The following is a 15,385-nucleotide window of genomic DNA, read 5'->3' as shown; positions in this document are numbered from 1 at the left end:
ACGGTCACCGCGCGGGTGCCGGCCGCCCTCGGCTCAGGTGGTGAGCACCGGCACCGACACCGACGCGGTCAGCGCCCAGTCGTGACCGATGTCGGCGGCCGTGCGCAGCAGCTTCGGCAGGTGCGCGTCGAGCAGGGTCTGCACGGACGTCTCGGCCGCGGGCACGGTGACGTTGATGGCCGCCACGACCCAACAGCTGGTGCCGTTCGGGTCGGTCGCGGACGCCTGGTCGCGGCAGGCCGAGGGGACGGCCGGCGGGCGGGTCGTCCTGCTCCTCTGACAGTCGGTCGCGCTCGTGGCCACGACGAGGTGGACGCGAGCGCGACCACCGCCCGTCAGGTGAACAGGCAGAACGGGTGCCCGTCGGGGTCGAGGTGCACCCGCACGTCGTCCTGGGGCTGGAAGTCCGCCAGGACCGCACCCGCGGCCACCGCGTGCGCCGACGCCGCGTCCAGGTCGTCGACCTCGATGTCGAGGTGGACCATCATCTGCGGGTCGCCCGGGCCGGCCGGCCACACCGGCCGGACGTACGCGGCCTCCCGCTGGATGGCCAGCCCGGTGCCGCCGCCGGGTGGGCGGAGCACGATCCAGTCCTCCTCGTCCTCCTCCCGGGACCAACCCAGCAGCCGTTGGTAGAACGCGGCGAGGTCCCGGGGCGCGGGCGAGTCGAGCACGGTGGTGGACAGGGTCAGCCGAGGTGTCTGCGTCATGCCGCTCCCCTACCCCGCAGGTTGCCTCTTCACCCAGGAGGGTTGGCCTGGGCGCCCGATTCCATTCACCGTGCCGAGAGGTGGGAAACCTAGCGTCACCTGCGGACGTTTCGTCTCCGGCCGAATGAGCAGGTGAGCATGTCCTCGACACTCGAGGTCAGCGTCGTCATCCCGACCTTCGACCGCCCCGAGCTGGTCACCCGGGCCGTCCGCAGCGCCCTCGCCCAGACGGTGACCGACATCGAGGTCATCGTCGTCGTGGACGGGCCGGACGGAGCGACCCGGGCGGCGCTGGCGGCGATCGGCGACCCTCGGGTGCGCCCGCTGGAGCTGCCCACGAAGGGTGGCGCGCCGAACGCCCGCAACCAGGGCGTCCAGGCGGCCCGCGCGCCGTGGACCGCCCTGCTGGACGACGACGACGAGTGGCTGCCCGAGAAGTTGGCCGTGCAGTTGGCGCGGGCCCGCGCGGCGACCGCCCGGACGCCGGTCGTCGCGAGCCGGCTGATCAACAAGACCCCGCGGGCGCAGTTCGTCATGCCCCGCCGGCTCCCCGCGGAGGGCGAGCCGATCTGCGAGTACCTCACCGTCCGGCGAGGCCTGTTCCACGGCGACGGGTTCATCCAGACCTCGACGATCCTGGCGCCGACGGAGCTGCTGCGCCGCGTACCGTTCACGGTCGGGCTGCGTCGCCAGCAGGAGCTCGACTGGACGCTGCGGGCACTGGCCCACGACGACGTCGCCCTGGTCTACGCGACCGAGCCGCTGGTGCTCTGGCACCAGGACGAGGACCGGCCGCGGATCAGCCTGAACTCGCCGTGGGAGGCGCAGCTGGAGTGGCTGCGGGGCATCCGGCCGCTGCTCACCCCCCGGGCGTACGCCGCGATCGTCACCAGCATCATCAGCTCGATGGCGGCGCCGACCCGCAGTGTCCGGGTCTTCCGGATGCTCCTCGCCGACGCGCGCCGGCACGGCCACCCCAGCGCCGTCGACTACCTGACGTTCCTCCAGATCTGGCTGATCCCCCCGCAGGTGCGGCACGTCCTGCGCGACCGGATCCTGGGCCGCCGCCGCCCGGCCGCCGCGCCGACGCCCCAGGCCGGGCAGGTCCCGCCGGTCGCCTCCGGTGTGGACGCCGCCGCACCGGCCGTGAACCGGTCCACCGATGTCCACGCCTAGGGTCGTCGTCTGGCGGAGCCTGCTGCTGCCGGCCTCCGAGACGTTCATCCGCAACCAGGGCGAGGCGCTGCCGTCGTGGCGGCCGGTGTACCTCGGCGCCCGCAAGGTCGCCTCGCCGATCGCCGCCGACAGCGACGTCGTCGCCTTCCCGCAGACGCCGGCCGGCAGCCGCGGCTGGCGACTGCTGCGGCTGACCGGCGGCTCGCTGCGGCTGCGCCGACTGCTGATCCGGCTGCGGCCGACCCTCGTGCACGCCCACTTCGGCGGCGACGGCTGGCTGATCAGCCGCACCGCCCAGCAGGTGGGCGTACCGCTGGTCATCACCCTGCACGGCTTGGACGTGACGCGGCAGGCGGCCGCGCCGGGGCCGCGCGGCGTCCGCCACCGGCGGAACCTGCGGGTCGCGTTCGAACGCGCCGCCCTGATCATCGCCGTCTCCGGTTTCATCCGGGACCGCGCGGTGGAGTTGGGCGCCGACCCGGCCAAGGTACGCGTGCACCACACCGGCGTGCCGATGCCGCCGCAGCCGCCGGCGGCGCCGAAGACCTGGGACGTCGTCTTCGTCGGCCGGTTCGTGGACAAGAAGGGCGCCGACGACCTCGTCGAGGCGCTCGGCCTGCTGCCCGACCTGCGGCCGCGGGCCCTCTTCGTCGGTAGCGGGCCGCTGGAGGACGCGACCCGGGAGCGGGCGGCGCGGCTGGGCGTGGACGCCACGTTCCTGGGCGCGCAGCCTCCCGAGGAGGTCATGCGGCAGCTGGCGGCGTCGCGGATCCTCGCCGCGCCGTCCAGGACGGCGGCCGACGGGGACAGCGAGGGGTTGCCCACCACCATCCTGGAGGCCGCGAGCCTCGGCGTGCCGGCGGTCGCCACCCGGCACAGCGGGATCCCGGAGGCGGTCCGGCACGGGGAGACGGGCCTGCTCAGCGCGGAACGCGACCGGGTCGCGCTCGCGGAGAACATCCGACAGCTCCTCACCGACGAACCGCGACGCGAGCAGTTCGGCCGGGCGGCGCGGCGGCACGCCGAGACGGCCTTCGACCTCCAGCGACAGACCCGGCTGCTGGAGGAGCTGTACGAGGAGGTCGTGGCCGCGTCAGCCGCGCCGCACCGCGACGGCGACCCGGCGGTGCACGCGCCGGCCTGAGCGCGGCTGCGCGCGCCGGCCGGGCCCGGTCGCGGCCGGGACCGGGACCGGTCGGGGGGCCGGGCCGGTCGCGGCCGAGTCGGTCCGGGCCGGTCCGGGCCGGCCGGTCGCGGCCGACCCGGGGCGGGTGGTCAGTCGCGCGGCAGGACGCGCCGTACGGCGGCGCCGGCGGTACGACGGGCGCGCCGGGCCCCGGCCAGGACGAGCCTGCCCGCCCGGGCCGTGGGCGTTCCGGAGAGCAGGGCGACGATCTCGCGCGCGCGGCGCAGCTCGCCCTCGCGGGCGGCGAGCGTCCGCTCGTACCACTCCTCCCGCTCACGTGCCTCGCCCAGCTCGCGGGCCAGCCGGTCGCGGGTCGCCAGCAGCTCCCGGTAGGACGGCGTGTCCGCCCGGGTGGACGCGTCGTCGGTCGGCGGGACCGGCTCGAACGCCGAGCCCGCCAGGGCCGCCAGCGTCAGCGCCAGCTCCACGGGGTCGGCGGGCGACGGCCACAGGTGCGCCAGGCCGGCGTCGATCAACCGGACGGCCAGGTGCCGCAGCGCGCTCCCCGGCGGGAGCGCGGGCACCAGCGGCGCCAACCCGCCGCCGAGCGTCGCCACGACCTGGTCGGCCGGTACGCCCGCGTGGCGGCTGGCCTGCCAGCGGTGGAGCAGCTCCCGCACGGTCGGCAGGTCGTGCCGCAGGGCGGCGCCGATCAGCAGGTCCTCGAGCGTGCGGCCGGTCGGCACCGGGGTGGTCGTACCGTCCGGGCGGCGAACCAGCGGGCGGCCGGCCGGACGGTCGACGAGGTCGAAGTGGTCGTCGCCGAGCGCGACCAGCCCGACGGGCCGACCGGCACCGCCCCCCGGGCCGCTCGGTGCCGCCCCGGCACGGCGTGCCGACCCGGCCGCGTCGTCGCCGGCGCGATCCGACCCGCCCCACCCGAGGGTGGCCCGCTCGGCGCGCAGGATCCAGGCCGGGGCCAGCTCGGTCGCCGCGCCGTGGCGCACCGCGGTGGCCGCCAGCCGTCCCGGGTCGGTCAGCGCCTCGGGCCACCCGGCACAGGCCCGGCCGAGCGTCGCCTGGAGGAAGCCGACCGCCTCCGGGTCGGCCAGCAGGCCGGGCGAGAGCAGGACGGTGGGGGCGAGCGGGGTCGGCCACACCGTGTGGGCGTCGGTCACGTGCAGGCCGGCGTCGGTCAGCCGCGCCCGAAGTCGGGCCAGACCGGCGGGTCGGCCCGAGTCGTACTCGCCGACGGTCGCCCACTGCGAGTCGGTGACCGCCGCGGGCGCCGCCACCAGCCGGTGCAGGCCCAGATGGTTCTCCACGGCGAGGAGCAGTGCGCCACCCGGCCGTAGGGCGGCGACCAGCAGGGTCAGCGTCTCGTCCCAGGTCAGGTCCGCGCCCTCCGTCGAGCGCAGCCGCTCCAGCCCGTCGAGGGCGAGCACCGTGTCGTACGCGGGTTCGGTGGCCAGCCGTTCCGGGCCGCCGCAGAGCACGACCGCGCCGGGTCGCCCCGCCAACCGGGCGGCGAGCGCCTCCGCGTCGGCGAGGCCCCGGACCAGCACGGTCAGGTCGTCCGTCGGCACCGTGTCGAGCAACGCCGGGTCGAGCGGCCCGACCACGAGGGTACGGCCGGCCGCGCCGGCCAGCAGCGGCGTCAACACCCGACCGTGGACCGGGCCCGGCCCGTGCCGGCCGTCCAGATCCGACCAGAGCGGCATCTCCCCACCGGTCAGTCGCAGATTCACCGGGTCTCCTCGGTCGGTTCGGCAGCGGCGGGACGAGCCGGCGGGCCGGCAGCACGGCCGGCGGCGGGGTCGACGGCGGGGTGGTCGAGCGAGCCGGGGGCCGTGGGGGCCGGCGGGTCGGGCCAGCGGAACAGCCGGCGCAGCGCGGCCGGGGGGAGCAGCCGGTCGGCGCCCAGCTCCGCCACGGCGATCTCCCGGGCCGCCGCCGGGTCGACCCGCGGGCCGTGCAGTCGCGGCCACTGGCGGCGGATCCGCGGCTGCCCGCCCCACACGGGCACCTCCCCCGCCAGCTGCATCGGGTCGCCGTACACGGCGGGTTCGCACCCGGCGAGGACGCCGTAGAAGACGGCGGTGCAGAGCCGGTTCGAGGCGACCCGGCGATGCCGACGCAGCTCGGCCAACTGCCGGCGCAGGAAGTCCGGGTCCAGGCTCTCCCACCGGCCGCCCCGGTAGCCGTGGCAGATCACCCGGAAGCCGGCCCGCTCGTACCGCTCGCGCACCCGGCGGGACCGGTGCTCCTGCCAGTACAGGCAGACCGTGACGGGGCCGGGCTCGGTCGCCCGGATCTCCGCGATCAGCCGGTCGTGGTCGCCCTCCACGTGCTGGCTCTCGAAGCCGTGGAACGGATACCAGATCGTGCCCTCCCGGGGCCGCTCCGGCTCCGGTTCCGGCTCCATCGTCAGCAGGTACGCCCACGGCGCGCCGATCGCGTACGCCTGACGCCGGCCCAGCGACCAGGCCCGGTGCCGGGTCCGCTCGGACCAGACGAACAGCGGCACGCCGGGCACGAACTCGTGGTCGGGGGCCATGCCGTCGCCGATGTTCCAGCCGTGCTGGAGGTAACCGTGGATGCGCTGGGGTGACCGGTCGTCCAGCCCGCAGTAGCGGGCCAGCACGTGCGAGTGGCCGTAGTAGTGGTTGGCGTGATGCACGGCCGTCTTTCGGTCCCGGGAGCTGGCGCGAGCCGCAGCGTAACGACCCCGCGTGAATGTCGGGCCACGCGCACATGGCCACCGGGAGACGCGGCCGGCCCCGGACGACGCACGTTTTTCGTCGGGGGGCGCTGTCACGATGCCGTCCACATCGATCGAGCGAGGAGCGACGTGGGCGACTGGACGGACCTGCTACCCGAACTGACCGAGGCCGACCGGCGGCAGGTCGAGGCCGGCCTCGACGAGGCCGACGCCCGGATCCGGGCCGCGCTGGGACAGCCGGGCCCCGGCTACTTCTGGTTCCCGTCGACCCGAACGGCGCAGTGGCGGGCGGTCGCGGCGTGGCCGGCCGGGGACCGCCGCCTCGCCGCGCTGGCGATGCACCGGACGGCCGCGACCGCCTCAATACCCGCCGCCCTGAACGACGTCGTCCGCGGCCTCGCCACCGGGGACGTGCCGTGGACGCGGGCGGATCTCCTGTGGTGCCTGCGGCTGGCCGGCTCCGGCTACGACAACGGGGCGCACCTGGAGCTGCCGGCCGCCGTCGCGGCGCGCCTGACCCCCGCCGAGCTGACCGACCTGCTGCCGGCCCTCGGCGCGCTCCGCGACGACGTCGCGGACGACTACTTCATTCCGGCCGAGGTTCGGCGGCGGGTCGTCCGGCTGGTCTCCGAGGCGATCGACCGCGCCCGCGGCGGCGGCCTGCCCTCCTGGCTGCTGCACGGCGGGGACGGCTTCGGGCCCCTGGCCCGCGCCACGGTGGGTGCCGGCCTCGACGCGGCCGGGGACCTGCTGGCCCACTGCGCCTCGCTGGAGAAGCCGACGCCGACGGCGACATGGCTGCGGCAGCTCGACGCCCACCTCGCGGCCACGCCCGGCGGCCCGGCGACCGTCCGCCGGCTCCTCGACCTCTTCGCCGAGCACGGTCGGGGTGTGCACGACGACACCGACCGCCTGCTGCGGGGCCTGCTGTGGGCGGCGTCCCGGGACGAGGGCGACGCGGCCACGGAGGTACTGGCCCGGGCCGTGTCCACGGCCGCGGCGGCTCCCCGCCACGCGCGCGGCTTTCCGCACGCCCAGCGGGCCGCGATCGCCGGGGTGGGCCTGTTGGCCGGGCGGGCCGGTGAGGCGCCGGCGCGGACCCTGGCGAGGCTGGCCGTGACGGTGCGGAACAGGGCGGTACGCAGCCGGGTCGACGCGGCGCTGGCGAGCCTCGGGGCGCTGCGCGGCTGGTCGCTCAGCGAGGTGGCGGAGCTCGCCGTGGACGACCACGGGCTCGACCGGGACGGCTGCCTGCGGGTGCCGGTCGGCTCCTACGAGGCGACGGTCGAGGTCGTGGGCGAGAAGGCGCGGTTGACCTTCGCCCGGCGGGGCACCGCGCTCCGGGCAGTCCCGGCCGCCGTCCGGGACGACCACGCCGACGAGCTGGCCGGGTTGCGGGACGTCGTGAAGCGCCTCAACGCGACCCTCGCGTCGGAGCGGCAGCGTGTGGAGGCGCTGCTGTCCGAGGAGCGCACCTGGGCGTACGCGGACTGGGTGGCCCGCTTCCTCGACCACCCGGTCACCGGCACCTACGGGCGGCGGCTGCTCTGGGAGACCAGCGGCGACGGCCGGCGCTGGTCGGCCGGGCTGCCCCGGCGCGACGCCGACGAATGGGTGCTCGCCGGACGCGACGGGCGGCCCGTGCGCGGCGACCGGGTCCGGCTCTGGCACCCGGTCACCGCCGCCGTCGACGAGGTGCTGGCGTGGCGCGGGCACGTGCTGGACACCGGGTTGACGCAGCCGTTCAAGCAGGCCTTCCGCGAGATCTACGTGCTGACGCCGGCCGAGGAGGCGACGGCTTCCTACTCCAACCGGTTCGCGGCGCACATCCTGCGCTACCGGCAGGCCAACGCCCTCATGCGGGTGCGGGGCTGGGAGGCCGGCTATCTGGGCACCTGGGACGGTGGCTACGACAGCGAGGCCACCAAGCTGCTCGGCGGCGGCGCGTGGCGGGCGTCGTTCCACCACGCGCTCGTCGAGGCCGACGACGCGGGTCACTACGAGGTCCGCTACTGCACGACCGACCAGGTGCGCTTCGCCCGGCGCGACGGCGCCACCTGGCGGGCCGTGCCCGTCGCCGAGGTGCCGCCGCTGGTCTTCACCGAGGCGATGCGCGACGTGGACCTTTTCGTCGGGGTCACGTCGATCGCCACCGACCCGGAGTGGGCCGACCGTGGCGAGGACCGGTTCCACGCCTACTGGCGCCGGGCGGCGGTGGCCGAGCTGGCGCCGTCGGCGCAGGTCCGCCGGGACGCGCTGGCCCGGCTGCTGCCCCGGATGGCGATCGCCGACCGGGTCGAGCTGGCCGACCGTTTCCTGCGGGTGCGAGGGTCGATCCGGACCTACCGGATCCACCTCGGGTCGGGCAACATCCTGATGGAGCCGAACGACGCCTACCTGTGCATCGTCCCGGCGCGCGCCCGGGGCGGCCGGATCCACCTGCCCTTCGACGACGACCCGGTGCTGTCGGTGATCCTGTCCAAGGCGATCATGCTCGCCGCCGATGACACGATCACCGACCCCACCGTGCTCCGCCAACTCACCGCCTGACCGACCGGTCGACCGGTCCGCGATCCGGCGGGCCGGTCAGCCCGCTCGTCCCCCCTCCCGGGGCGGCAGCGGGTCGTCGTACGCCCCGGACGGTCCCCGGTAGAACTCGCCGTCGAGGTAGGGCAACGGGTTGGGAGTGCAGCCGTGCAGGCCCAGCGTCTGCTGCTGCATCACCGGGGCGGGGCGGCCCCGCCCCGGGCACCGCTCGTGTCCCATGCCCAGCCGGTGCCCCACCTCGTGGTTGACCATGTATCGGCGGTAGACGGCGAGACTCGCGCCGTAGCCGGGCACGCCCTTCACCCAGCGCGCCACGTTGAGCACCACCCGGTCGCCGTTGCGGCACGACGTGTAGCCGTCCGGCACGTCCTGGCAGAGCTGGTCGCGGGTGCCGGGGGTGGCCAGGTAGAGGGTGAAGTCGGCCGGCTGGTCCGGTCCGACCCGGCGCAGTTGCCGCGAGCCGTCCGCGGTCCACCCCTGCGGCTCGGTGAGGGTGCGGGTGACCTCGGCGGCGAAGCTCGGCACGGAGAGGCCGTGGATGTCCCGCTCCACAGCCACCCGGTAACGCCACAGCCGGCCCGAGCCGGCCCGGCCCGCTGCCTCACCGGCGGCGTACGTCCACCGGTTGCCGCCGTCGGCGGGGTAGGTCACCGGGGCGGACCCCAGCTGGGCCGCGGCGGCGGGCGTGGCGTCGGGCTGAGCGGCGCTCGCCGGAGGCCCGGCGACGGCCGGATCGCCGTCGGCGGCCGGATTGCCGACCGCCGGTCCCGCGCACCCGCTCAGCAGTGCGGTGAGCAACAGAACCGCCAGCGGCAGCGGCCGGATCCCGTGCGCCCGGGCCCGCGTAGTGTTCGGTGCCATGTGTCTCCCCTCGCCACGCCCCGCCGTCCGGTGGCGCGCAGGGGAAAGGACGCGGGGGCGGGCCAAAAGGTTGATCTTCTGTGGGCTCAACCATTCCGACCGCTCATCCGTCCTGTTACACGTGAGGTGTGAAAGGCGCGACCATGGGGCGCGGTGACGACGAGTTCGTCGAGTTCGCGCGGGCCGCGTCCGGTCGTCTCGTGCACGCCGCCTTCCTGATGACCGGCAACCACCACCAGGCCGAGGACGCGGCGCAGACCGCGCTGGTCCGCACCTACGCGGCCTGGTCGCGGGTCCGGCACGACGACGCCTACGGGTACGCCCGCACGGTGCTGGTCAACCACCTCGTCGACGGTTGGCGTCGCCCGATCCGCGAATATCCCAGCGACGACCTGCCCGAGCAGCGGCGACCCGACGTCGCCGACGAGGTCGCGACCCGACGTTGGCTGCTCCACATCCTCGGCACGCTCAGCCCTCGGGAGCGCGCCATCGTCGTGCTGCGCTACTACTTCGACCTTCCGGAGGCGCAGGTGGCCCGCGAACTCGACGTCTCGGTGGGGACGGTCAAGAGCACCAGCTCCCGGGCCCTGGAGAAGCTGCGCGCCGGCGCGCCCGCCACGGAGAGGGTGCGGCGATGAACGAGGCGGAGCAGTTGCGGCGGGCGCTGCGGGCGGCCGAGCGGGCCGACCCGCCCGTGCTGGACCTCGACGCGATCATGCGGGACGGTCGACGGCTGCGCCGCCGCCGGCACCTCGTGTCGGGCGGGGCCGCCGCGCTGTCGGTGGCGGCGCTGGTCGGCGTCGTCGCGGTGGGCGTACGGGCCACGGCCCCGGCACCGTCCGTACGCCCGGCCCCGGCCGCCAGCGCGTCCCCGACGACCCCCACCGCCATGTCGCCGACGCCGGCCGCGAGCCGCTCGGAGCCGGAGCGGCAGCCGGTCGGCGAGGTCGTCGGGACGGGGATCCGGGGCCCCGACGGCGACGAGCGGGTGTTGTACTTCGTCCCGGTCGACCTGCCCCGCACGCCCGGGGTGAAGATCGCGCTGGTCGCCGGCCGGCGCGCTCCCGACGGATCGATCACCTCGGACTACCTGATCAACGATGTCGAGGGGTCGGACCGTCGGCCCGGCTTCCACCAGATCGGCTACGACCAGTCGCCCCAGACCCCGAGGCCGACTCCCATGCCCGGGTTCGGGTACTTCGTGGGGCCCGCCGACCGGATCGTCGGCACCGTCGACGGCCGTGAGATCCCCGCCCGGCTGGCCCTCTGGAGCCGGGACACCAGGGTGGTGGTCTTCTGGTTCGACCCGAAGGCGCTGCCGCCGGGCGTGGAGCTCGACGGGATCGTCGCCCGGGACGCGAAGGGCCGCCGCCTCTGACGAAGTGGGCAAAGCCGGGGACGGCCAGGTCCCGGATACGTTGCGCCTGGATGGGGTCCGGCGTCGGTGCCACGGTCGGTTCATGACCACTTCACCTCTCACCGCGGCCGGTCACTGGATCGGTGGCGAGACCGTCGCCGGCTCCGCCGGCACCCTTCCCGTCGTCAACCCCGCGACCGGTGACCTCGTCGCCGAGACGCCGGCCGGCACCGCCGCCGACGTCGACCGCGCCGTCGCCGCCGCGCGGGCCGCCTTCCCGTCCTGGTCGGCGACCACCCCCGCGCACCGGGCCGCCGTGCTGCGCCGCGTCGGCGCGGGCCTCGCCGCCCGTACGGAGGAGATCGCGTCGGCGATCACCGCCGAGATGGGGGCGCCGGTCGGGCTGGCCCGGACCGCCCAGGTCGCCTTCCCGGCGGCGGTGATCGACTCGTTCGTGGGGCTCGCCGACACGTTCCCGTGGACCGAGGAGATCGGCAACTCGCTCCTCGTCCGGGAGCCGATCGGCGTGGTCGCCGCGATCACCCCGTGGAACTTCCCGCTCCAGCAGATCGTCGCCAAGCTGGCCCCGGCGCTGCTCGCCGGCAACACGATGGTCTTCAAGCCGTCCGAGGTGGCCCCGCTGACCGCGCGGATCCTGGCCGAGGTCACCGCCGAGGCGGGCCTGCCGGCGGGTGTGTTCAACGTCGTGTACGGCACCGGTGCGGTCGTCGGCGAGGCCATCTCCGCCCATCCCGACATCGACATGATCTCGTTCACCGGGTCGACCCGGGCCGGGCGGCGCATCGCCGCGGTGGCCGCGGAGACGGTCAAGCGGGTGGCGCTCGAGCTCGGCGGCAAGGGCGCGAACGTCATCCTCGACGACGCCGACCTGCCGCAGGCGGTCACCAGGGGCGTGGCGATGGCGTTCACCAACGGCGGCCAGGTGTGCGGGGCGTGGCCCCGGATGCTGGTGCCGGCGGCCCGGCAGGACGAGGTCGTCGCGCTCGCGGTCGAGGCGGCGCGGCAGTACACGGTGGGGGACCCGACCGACGAGGCCACCCGGATCGGCCCGATGGCCTACGAGGCGCACCGGGAGAAGGTGTCCGGCTACATCGAGCGGGGCGTCGCCGACGGCGCCCGGCTGGTCTTCGGCGGCGCGGCCCGGCCCGCCGGGCTGGAGCGGGGCGCCTACGTCCAGCCGACGATCTTCGCCGACGTCGACCCCCGGTCGGCGATCGCCCAGGAGGAGATCTTCGGTCCGGTCCTGACGATCATCCCGTACGCGGACGAGGACGAGGCGGTCGCCATCGCCAACGGCACGGCGTACGGACTCACCAGCGCCGTGTTCGGCGAGCCGAAGCACGCCCTCACGGTGGCCCGGCGGCTGCGGGCCGGGCAGGTGGACGTCAACGGCGGCCAGTGGAACGCGCTCGCCCCGTTCGGCGGCTACAAGCAGTCCGGCAACGGCCGCGAGTTCGGCCGCTTCGGGCTGGAGGAGTTCCTGGAGGTCAAGTCCATCCAGCGGTGAGGGCGGCGGATCGGCCCCGGCCCGCGCGTCGGGCCGGGGCCGACCCCCGGCGGCCGAGGCGGCGCGCGCTGATCCACGGACCGGTCGGCCCTGGCTCCGCCCCGCCGGCCGAGGGAGCCTTGACCAGCCGGAACAGCCGGCGCGTACGACCTGTTGGCACCTGGTGGGCAGACCCGCCCGACGGGGTGGAAGGAGGAGGATCATGGACCGCGCCCGCCTCGCCGGTTTCCTGCGTGCCCGGCGGGAGGCTCTTCAGCCGGAGGACGTGGGGCTGCCCCGGGGCCCGCGCCGCCGCACCGGCGGGCTGCGCCGCGAGGAGGTCGCCGCGCTCAGCGGCATGTCCGCCGACTACTACAGCCGCATCGAGCAGCGGCGCGGCCCGCACCCGTCCGAGCAGATGCTCGCCGCCCTGGCCCGCGGCCTGCGGCTGTCACTGGCCGAGCGGGACCACCTGTTCCAGCTCGGCGGGTTTCCCGTACCGCGCCACGCGGTGCGCGCCGACCATGTCAACCCGGGCCTGATGCGGATCCTCGACCGGCTGCACGACACCCCGGCACAGGTGGTGAACCACCTCGGCGAGACCCTGGCGCAGACGGCGCCGGCGGTCGCCCTGCTGGGCGACGAGACCCGGCACGCCGGGTTGGCCCGCAGCGCGCACTACCGCTGGTTCACCGACCCGCGGGCGCGCGCGGCGGTGCCGGCGGAGGACCACGCGACCCGCAGCCGGCTCATGGCGGCGCACCTGCACGCGGCGTACACCCGTGACGGCCGAGGTTCGCGGGCCGCCGTGATCGTGGACGCCCTGCTGGCGGCGAGCACCGAGTTCGCCGAGCTGTGGCGGGAGCATCCGATCCAGAGCACCTACTGCCCACCGGAGCGGCTGCGACATCCGCAGGTGGGTGCGCTGGAGCTGCACTGCCAGGTTCTGATGGACCCGGACCAGTCGCAGACGCTGATGGTCTTCACCGCCGTGCCGGGCACGGAGAGCGACGAGAAGCTGCGCCTGCTCGCGGTCATCGGTGGCCAACGCGTCTGAGCAGCGAGGTCGAGTGGATCATCCGCGAGATGGGGCGGCGGCACCGGCCGGTCAGCTCCGCAGGAACGCCAGCAGATCCTTGTTGACCTGGTCCTGCATGGTGGCCGTGAGGCCGTGCGGGGCGCCCGGGTAGTAGATCTCCTGCGCGTCGGCGACCAGTTGAGCGGTCTTGTGAGCGGAGTCCTTGACCGGAACGACCTGGTCGTCCTCGCCGTGCAGGACGAGCGTCGGGATGTCGAACTTCGCCAGGTCGTCCCGGAAGTCCGTCTCCGAGAACGCCTTGATGCTCAGGTACGAGTTCCACAGGCCGGCCTGCATGCTCCAGAGCCAGAACTGGTCGAGGATGCCCTTCGACACCGTGGCGCCCGGCCGGTTGGCGCCGAAGAACATCTGCGCGAAGTCCTGGTAGAACTGCGAGCGGTCGGCGACGAGCTGGGCCCGCAGGTCGTCGAAGACACTGATCGGCAGCCCTTCCGGGTTGTCCGGCGTCTGCACCATGATCGGGGGCACGGCCGAGATCAGCACCGCCTTGGCCACCCGGCCCGTGCCGTGACGGCCGATGTAGCGGGCCACCTCACCGCCGCCGGTGGAGTGCCCGACCAGCGTCGCGTCCCGCAGGTCGAGCGCCTCGATGACGGCGGCCAGGTCGTCGGCGTAGCCGTCCATGTCGTTCCCGGTGCCGGCCTGGCTCGACCGGCCGTGCCCGCGCCGGTCGTGGGCGACCACCCGGAAACCGTTCTGCGCGAGGAAGAGCATCTGCCCGTCCCAGGCGTCGGCGTTCAGCGGCCATCCGTGGGAGAAGGTGACGACCGGCCCCTCGCCCCAGTCCTTGTAGTAGATGTCGGTGCCGTCTGAGGTGGTGAGGTAGCTCATGCCCGGATGCTATGGGCGGTCGGGGAGCTGCCGGGGCGCATCCCGGAAATGCCGCTCGCGTCCGCCGCCCGGGCCGGTGTAGCGGGCCGGGCTGACGCCGAGGTGCCGCCGGAAGTGGCGGTTCAGGTGTGACTGGTCGAAGAAGCCGGCCGCGGTGGCGACCTCGGCGGGACGCTGTCCGGCGAGGAGCAGCCGCCGGGCGAGCGCGATCCGGCGGCCGGTCAGGTACGCGTGCGGCGGCAGCCCGTGCACGCGGGTGAACGTCCGGACCAGGTGGGTCGGGTGCGCGTGCAGCAGCGCGGCCGCCTCGTCGAGGGTGACGCCTTCGACGGTCCGCGCGTCGAGCAGCTCGCGCAGCCGCACGGCGAGCCCGGGCGCGGGTGGGGCGGGGCCGGGCGGGGCGGCCCGGCGCAGGTGCCACCCGAGCCGGTCCAGGATGAGGGCGAGCCGGCTGTCCGCCTCGAACTCGTCCCCGGGCCGGGCGAGCACGGCGTGCAGCTGGTCGATCCGGTGCCGCAGCGGCGGGTCGGGCAGGCTCGGCCGGTCCACCGCGTGGCCGACCAACTCGACGCCGAGCACGGACGTGTCGAGATAGAGGACGCGTTTGCGGAAGCCGTGCGGGGTGGCGGCACGGCCGTCGTGCGGCACGTGCGGGGGCAGCAGCGTGACGGACGTCCGCAGCGCGCCGTGGTGCTGCCGGTCGAGGTCGTAGCGGACCGCGCCGTCGTCGACGAGGAGCAGGGTCCACACGTCGTGGGTGTGCGGCGGGTAGGCGTGGTCCACGAAGTGGGCGTGGAACACCTCGGCGACCCCGGCCACGCCCGGTCGCCACGCGCTGACGTGCGGATCCGTCGGCCCGGTGGCCACGCTAAGAACGTACAAGACCGCTGGCCGCCGGGGCGGGCAGGGTGTACGGCATGACCGAACCGATCCGTTTTCCCACGAAGATCGCCGTCCTGCTCCGGGACGACCTGGCCGGCTGGCAGCGGCTGAACGTCACCGCCTTCCTGGTCAGCGGCGTCGCGTCCGCCGTACCGGAGCTGATGGGCGAGGAGTACCGCGACGCGGACGGCACCCGGTACCTGCCGATGTTCCGCCAGCCGGTCCTGGTCTTCGCGGGCGACCGGTCCACCCTGGCCGGCGCGCACACGCGTGCGCTGGACCGGGGCCTACCCATGTCGATCTTCACGCAGGAGCTGTTCGCCACCGGCAACGACCGGGACAACCGCGCGGCCGTGCGGGCGGTCGGGCGCGACAAGCTCGACCTGGTCGGGTTGGCCGTGCACGGCCCGCGTACGGCGGTGGACAAGGTCCTCAAGGGCGCCCGCATGCATCCGTGAGCCGCCCGGTCCGGGGCATCGTGCACGGGGTGTTCACGCCACGTTCCGTCCGGGGTTCCACTGTGGCGGGCGGCGGGCGTTTGCATCGGGCCGGCGGCGACCGCCGCCG

General features: G+C 75.2%; 15 protein-coding genes. 8 read left to right on the top strand and 7 right to left on the bottom strand.

Going from position 1 to position 15,385, the window contains the following annotated elements:
• Positions 1-33 precede the first annotated feature (33 nt).
• Together ACIBTV_RS05780 and ACIBTV_RS05775 are read right to left on the bottom strand one after the other, a co-directional pair.
• On the bottom strand, positions 34-186 hold the full coding sequence (locus tag ACIBTV_RS05780; protein ID WP_396702789.1) for a hypothetical protein: 153 nt from the start codon (positions 184-186) through the stop codon (positions 34-36).
• 149 nt (positions 187-335) lie between these two features.
• Positions 336-710, bottom strand: a complete 375-nt coding sequence (locus tag ACIBTV_RS05775) for a VOC family protein (RefSeq protein ID WP_396702787.1) — start codon at positions 708-710, stop codon at positions 336-338.
• 138 nt (positions 711-848) lie between these two features.
• On the opposite strand from ACIBTV_RS05775, the gene ACIBTV_RS05770 reads away from it, so the two are divergent.
• Positions 849-1,886, top strand: coding sequence for a glycosyltransferase family 2 protein (locus ACIBTV_RS05770; protein WP_396702786.1), 1,038 nt, complete (start codon positions 849-851; stop codon positions 1,884-1,886).
• A complete protein-coding gene (locus tag ACIBTV_RS05765; protein WP_396702784.1) occupies positions 1,873-3,030 on the top strand; it encodes a glycosyltransferase in 1,158 nt (385 codons plus the stop codon). The genes ACIBTV_RS05770 and ACIBTV_RS05765 overlap by 14 nt, the downstream gene beginning before the upstream one ends.
• A 131-nt stretch (positions 3,031-3,161) precedes the next feature.
• Here the strand turns inward: ACIBTV_RS05765 and ACIBTV_RS05760 are convergent, their stop codons facing one another.
• Positions 3,162-4,760: a hypothetical protein gene (locus ACIBTV_RS05760; RefSeq protein WP_396702782.1), complete on the bottom strand. Its 1,599-nt coding sequence runs from the start codon at positions 4,758-4,760 to the stop codon at positions 3,162-3,164.
• Positions 4,757-5,692 carry a hypothetical protein gene (locus ACIBTV_RS05755; RefSeq protein ID WP_396702780.1) on the bottom strand — a complete coding sequence of 312 codons (936 nt, stop codon included), beginning with the start codon at positions 5,690-5,692 and terminating at the stop codon, positions 4,757-4,759. Before ACIBTV_RS05755 ends, ACIBTV_RS05760 begins: the two co-directional genes overlap by 4 nt.
• A gap of 171 nt (positions 5,693-5,863) precedes the next feature.
• Between ACIBTV_RS05755 and ACIBTV_RS05750 the strand changes: the two genes are divergently transcribed.
• Positions 5,864-8,284, top strand: coding sequence for a DUF4132 domain-containing protein (locus ACIBTV_RS05750; protein WP_396702778.1), 2,421 nt, complete (start codon positions 5,864-5,866; stop codon positions 8,282-8,284).
• A gap of 36 nt (positions 8,285-8,320) precedes the next feature.
• On the opposite strand, the gene ACIBTV_RS05745 is transcribed toward ACIBTV_RS05750, so the two are convergent.
• Positions 8,321-9,142: a DUF3152 domain-containing protein gene (locus ACIBTV_RS05745; RefSeq protein ID WP_396702776.1), complete on the bottom strand. Its 822-nt coding sequence runs from the start codon at positions 9,140-9,142 to the stop codon at positions 8,321-8,323.
• A 143-nt stretch (positions 9,143-9,285) separates the two neighbouring features.
• Between ACIBTV_RS05745 and ACIBTV_RS05740 the strand changes: the two genes are divergently transcribed.
• The 4 genes from ACIBTV_RS05740 (at position 9,286) to ACIBTV_RS05725 (ending at position 13,063) form a co-directional block, all read left to right on the top strand.
• A complete protein-coding gene (locus ACIBTV_RS05740; protein WP_396702774.1) occupies positions 9,286-9,780 on the top strand; it encodes a SigE family RNA polymerase sigma factor in 495 nt (164 codons plus the stop codon).
• Positions 9,777-10,520 (top strand): hypothetical protein, encoded by a 744-nt coding sequence (locus tag ACIBTV_RS05735; protein ID WP_396702772.1) that lies wholly within the window; start codon positions 9,777-9,779, stop codon positions 10,518-10,520. Before ACIBTV_RS05740 ends, ACIBTV_RS05735 begins: the two co-directional genes overlap by 4 nt.
• A gap of 82 nt (positions 10,521-10,602) precedes the next feature.
• Positions 10,603-12,027, top strand: coding sequence for an aldehyde dehydrogenase family protein (locus tag ACIBTV_RS05730; protein WP_396702770.1), 1,425 nt, complete (start codon positions 10,603-10,605; stop codon positions 12,025-12,027).
• Positions 12,028-12,229: 202 nt separating this feature from the next.
• Positions 12,230-13,063, top strand: a complete 834-nt coding sequence (locus ACIBTV_RS05725; RefSeq protein WP_396702768.1) for a helix-turn-helix transcriptional regulator — start codon at positions 12,230-12,232, stop codon at positions 13,061-13,063.
• 51 nt (positions 13,064-13,114) lie between these two features.
• On the opposite strand, the gene ACIBTV_RS05720 is transcribed toward ACIBTV_RS05725, so the two are convergent.
• Positions 13,115-13,936: an alpha/beta fold hydrolase gene (locus ACIBTV_RS05720; protein WP_396702766.1), complete on the bottom strand. Its 822-nt coding sequence runs from the start codon at positions 13,934-13,936 to the stop codon at positions 13,115-13,117.
• A gap of 9 nt (positions 13,937-13,945) precedes the next feature.
• The gene (locus ACIBTV_RS05715; protein ID WP_396702764.1) at positions 13,946-14,803 is read right to left on the bottom strand and encodes an AraC family transcriptional regulator; all 858 of its coding nucleotides are present in this window, start codon (positions 14,801-14,803) and stop codon (positions 13,946-13,948) included.
• Between the two features lie 50 nt (positions 14,804-14,853).
• Here ACIBTV_RS05715 and ACIBTV_RS05710 point away from each other — a divergent pair, with 50 nt between their 5' ends.
• The gene (locus ACIBTV_RS05710) at positions 14,854-15,276 is read left to right on the top strand and encodes a DUF2000 family protein (RefSeq protein ID WP_396702762.1); all 423 of its coding nucleotides are present in this window, start codon (positions 14,854-14,856) and stop codon (positions 15,274-15,276) included.
• Positions 15,277-15,385: the final 109 nt, after the last annotated feature.

It is taken from the genome of Micromonospora sp. NPDC049366, from assembly GCF_044466625.1.
Taxonomy (GTDB): domain Bacteria; phylum Actinomycetota; class Actinomycetes; order Mycobacteriales; family Micromonosporaceae; genus Micromonospora.
This window is presented reverse-complemented; position numbering and strand designations above follow the sequence as displayed.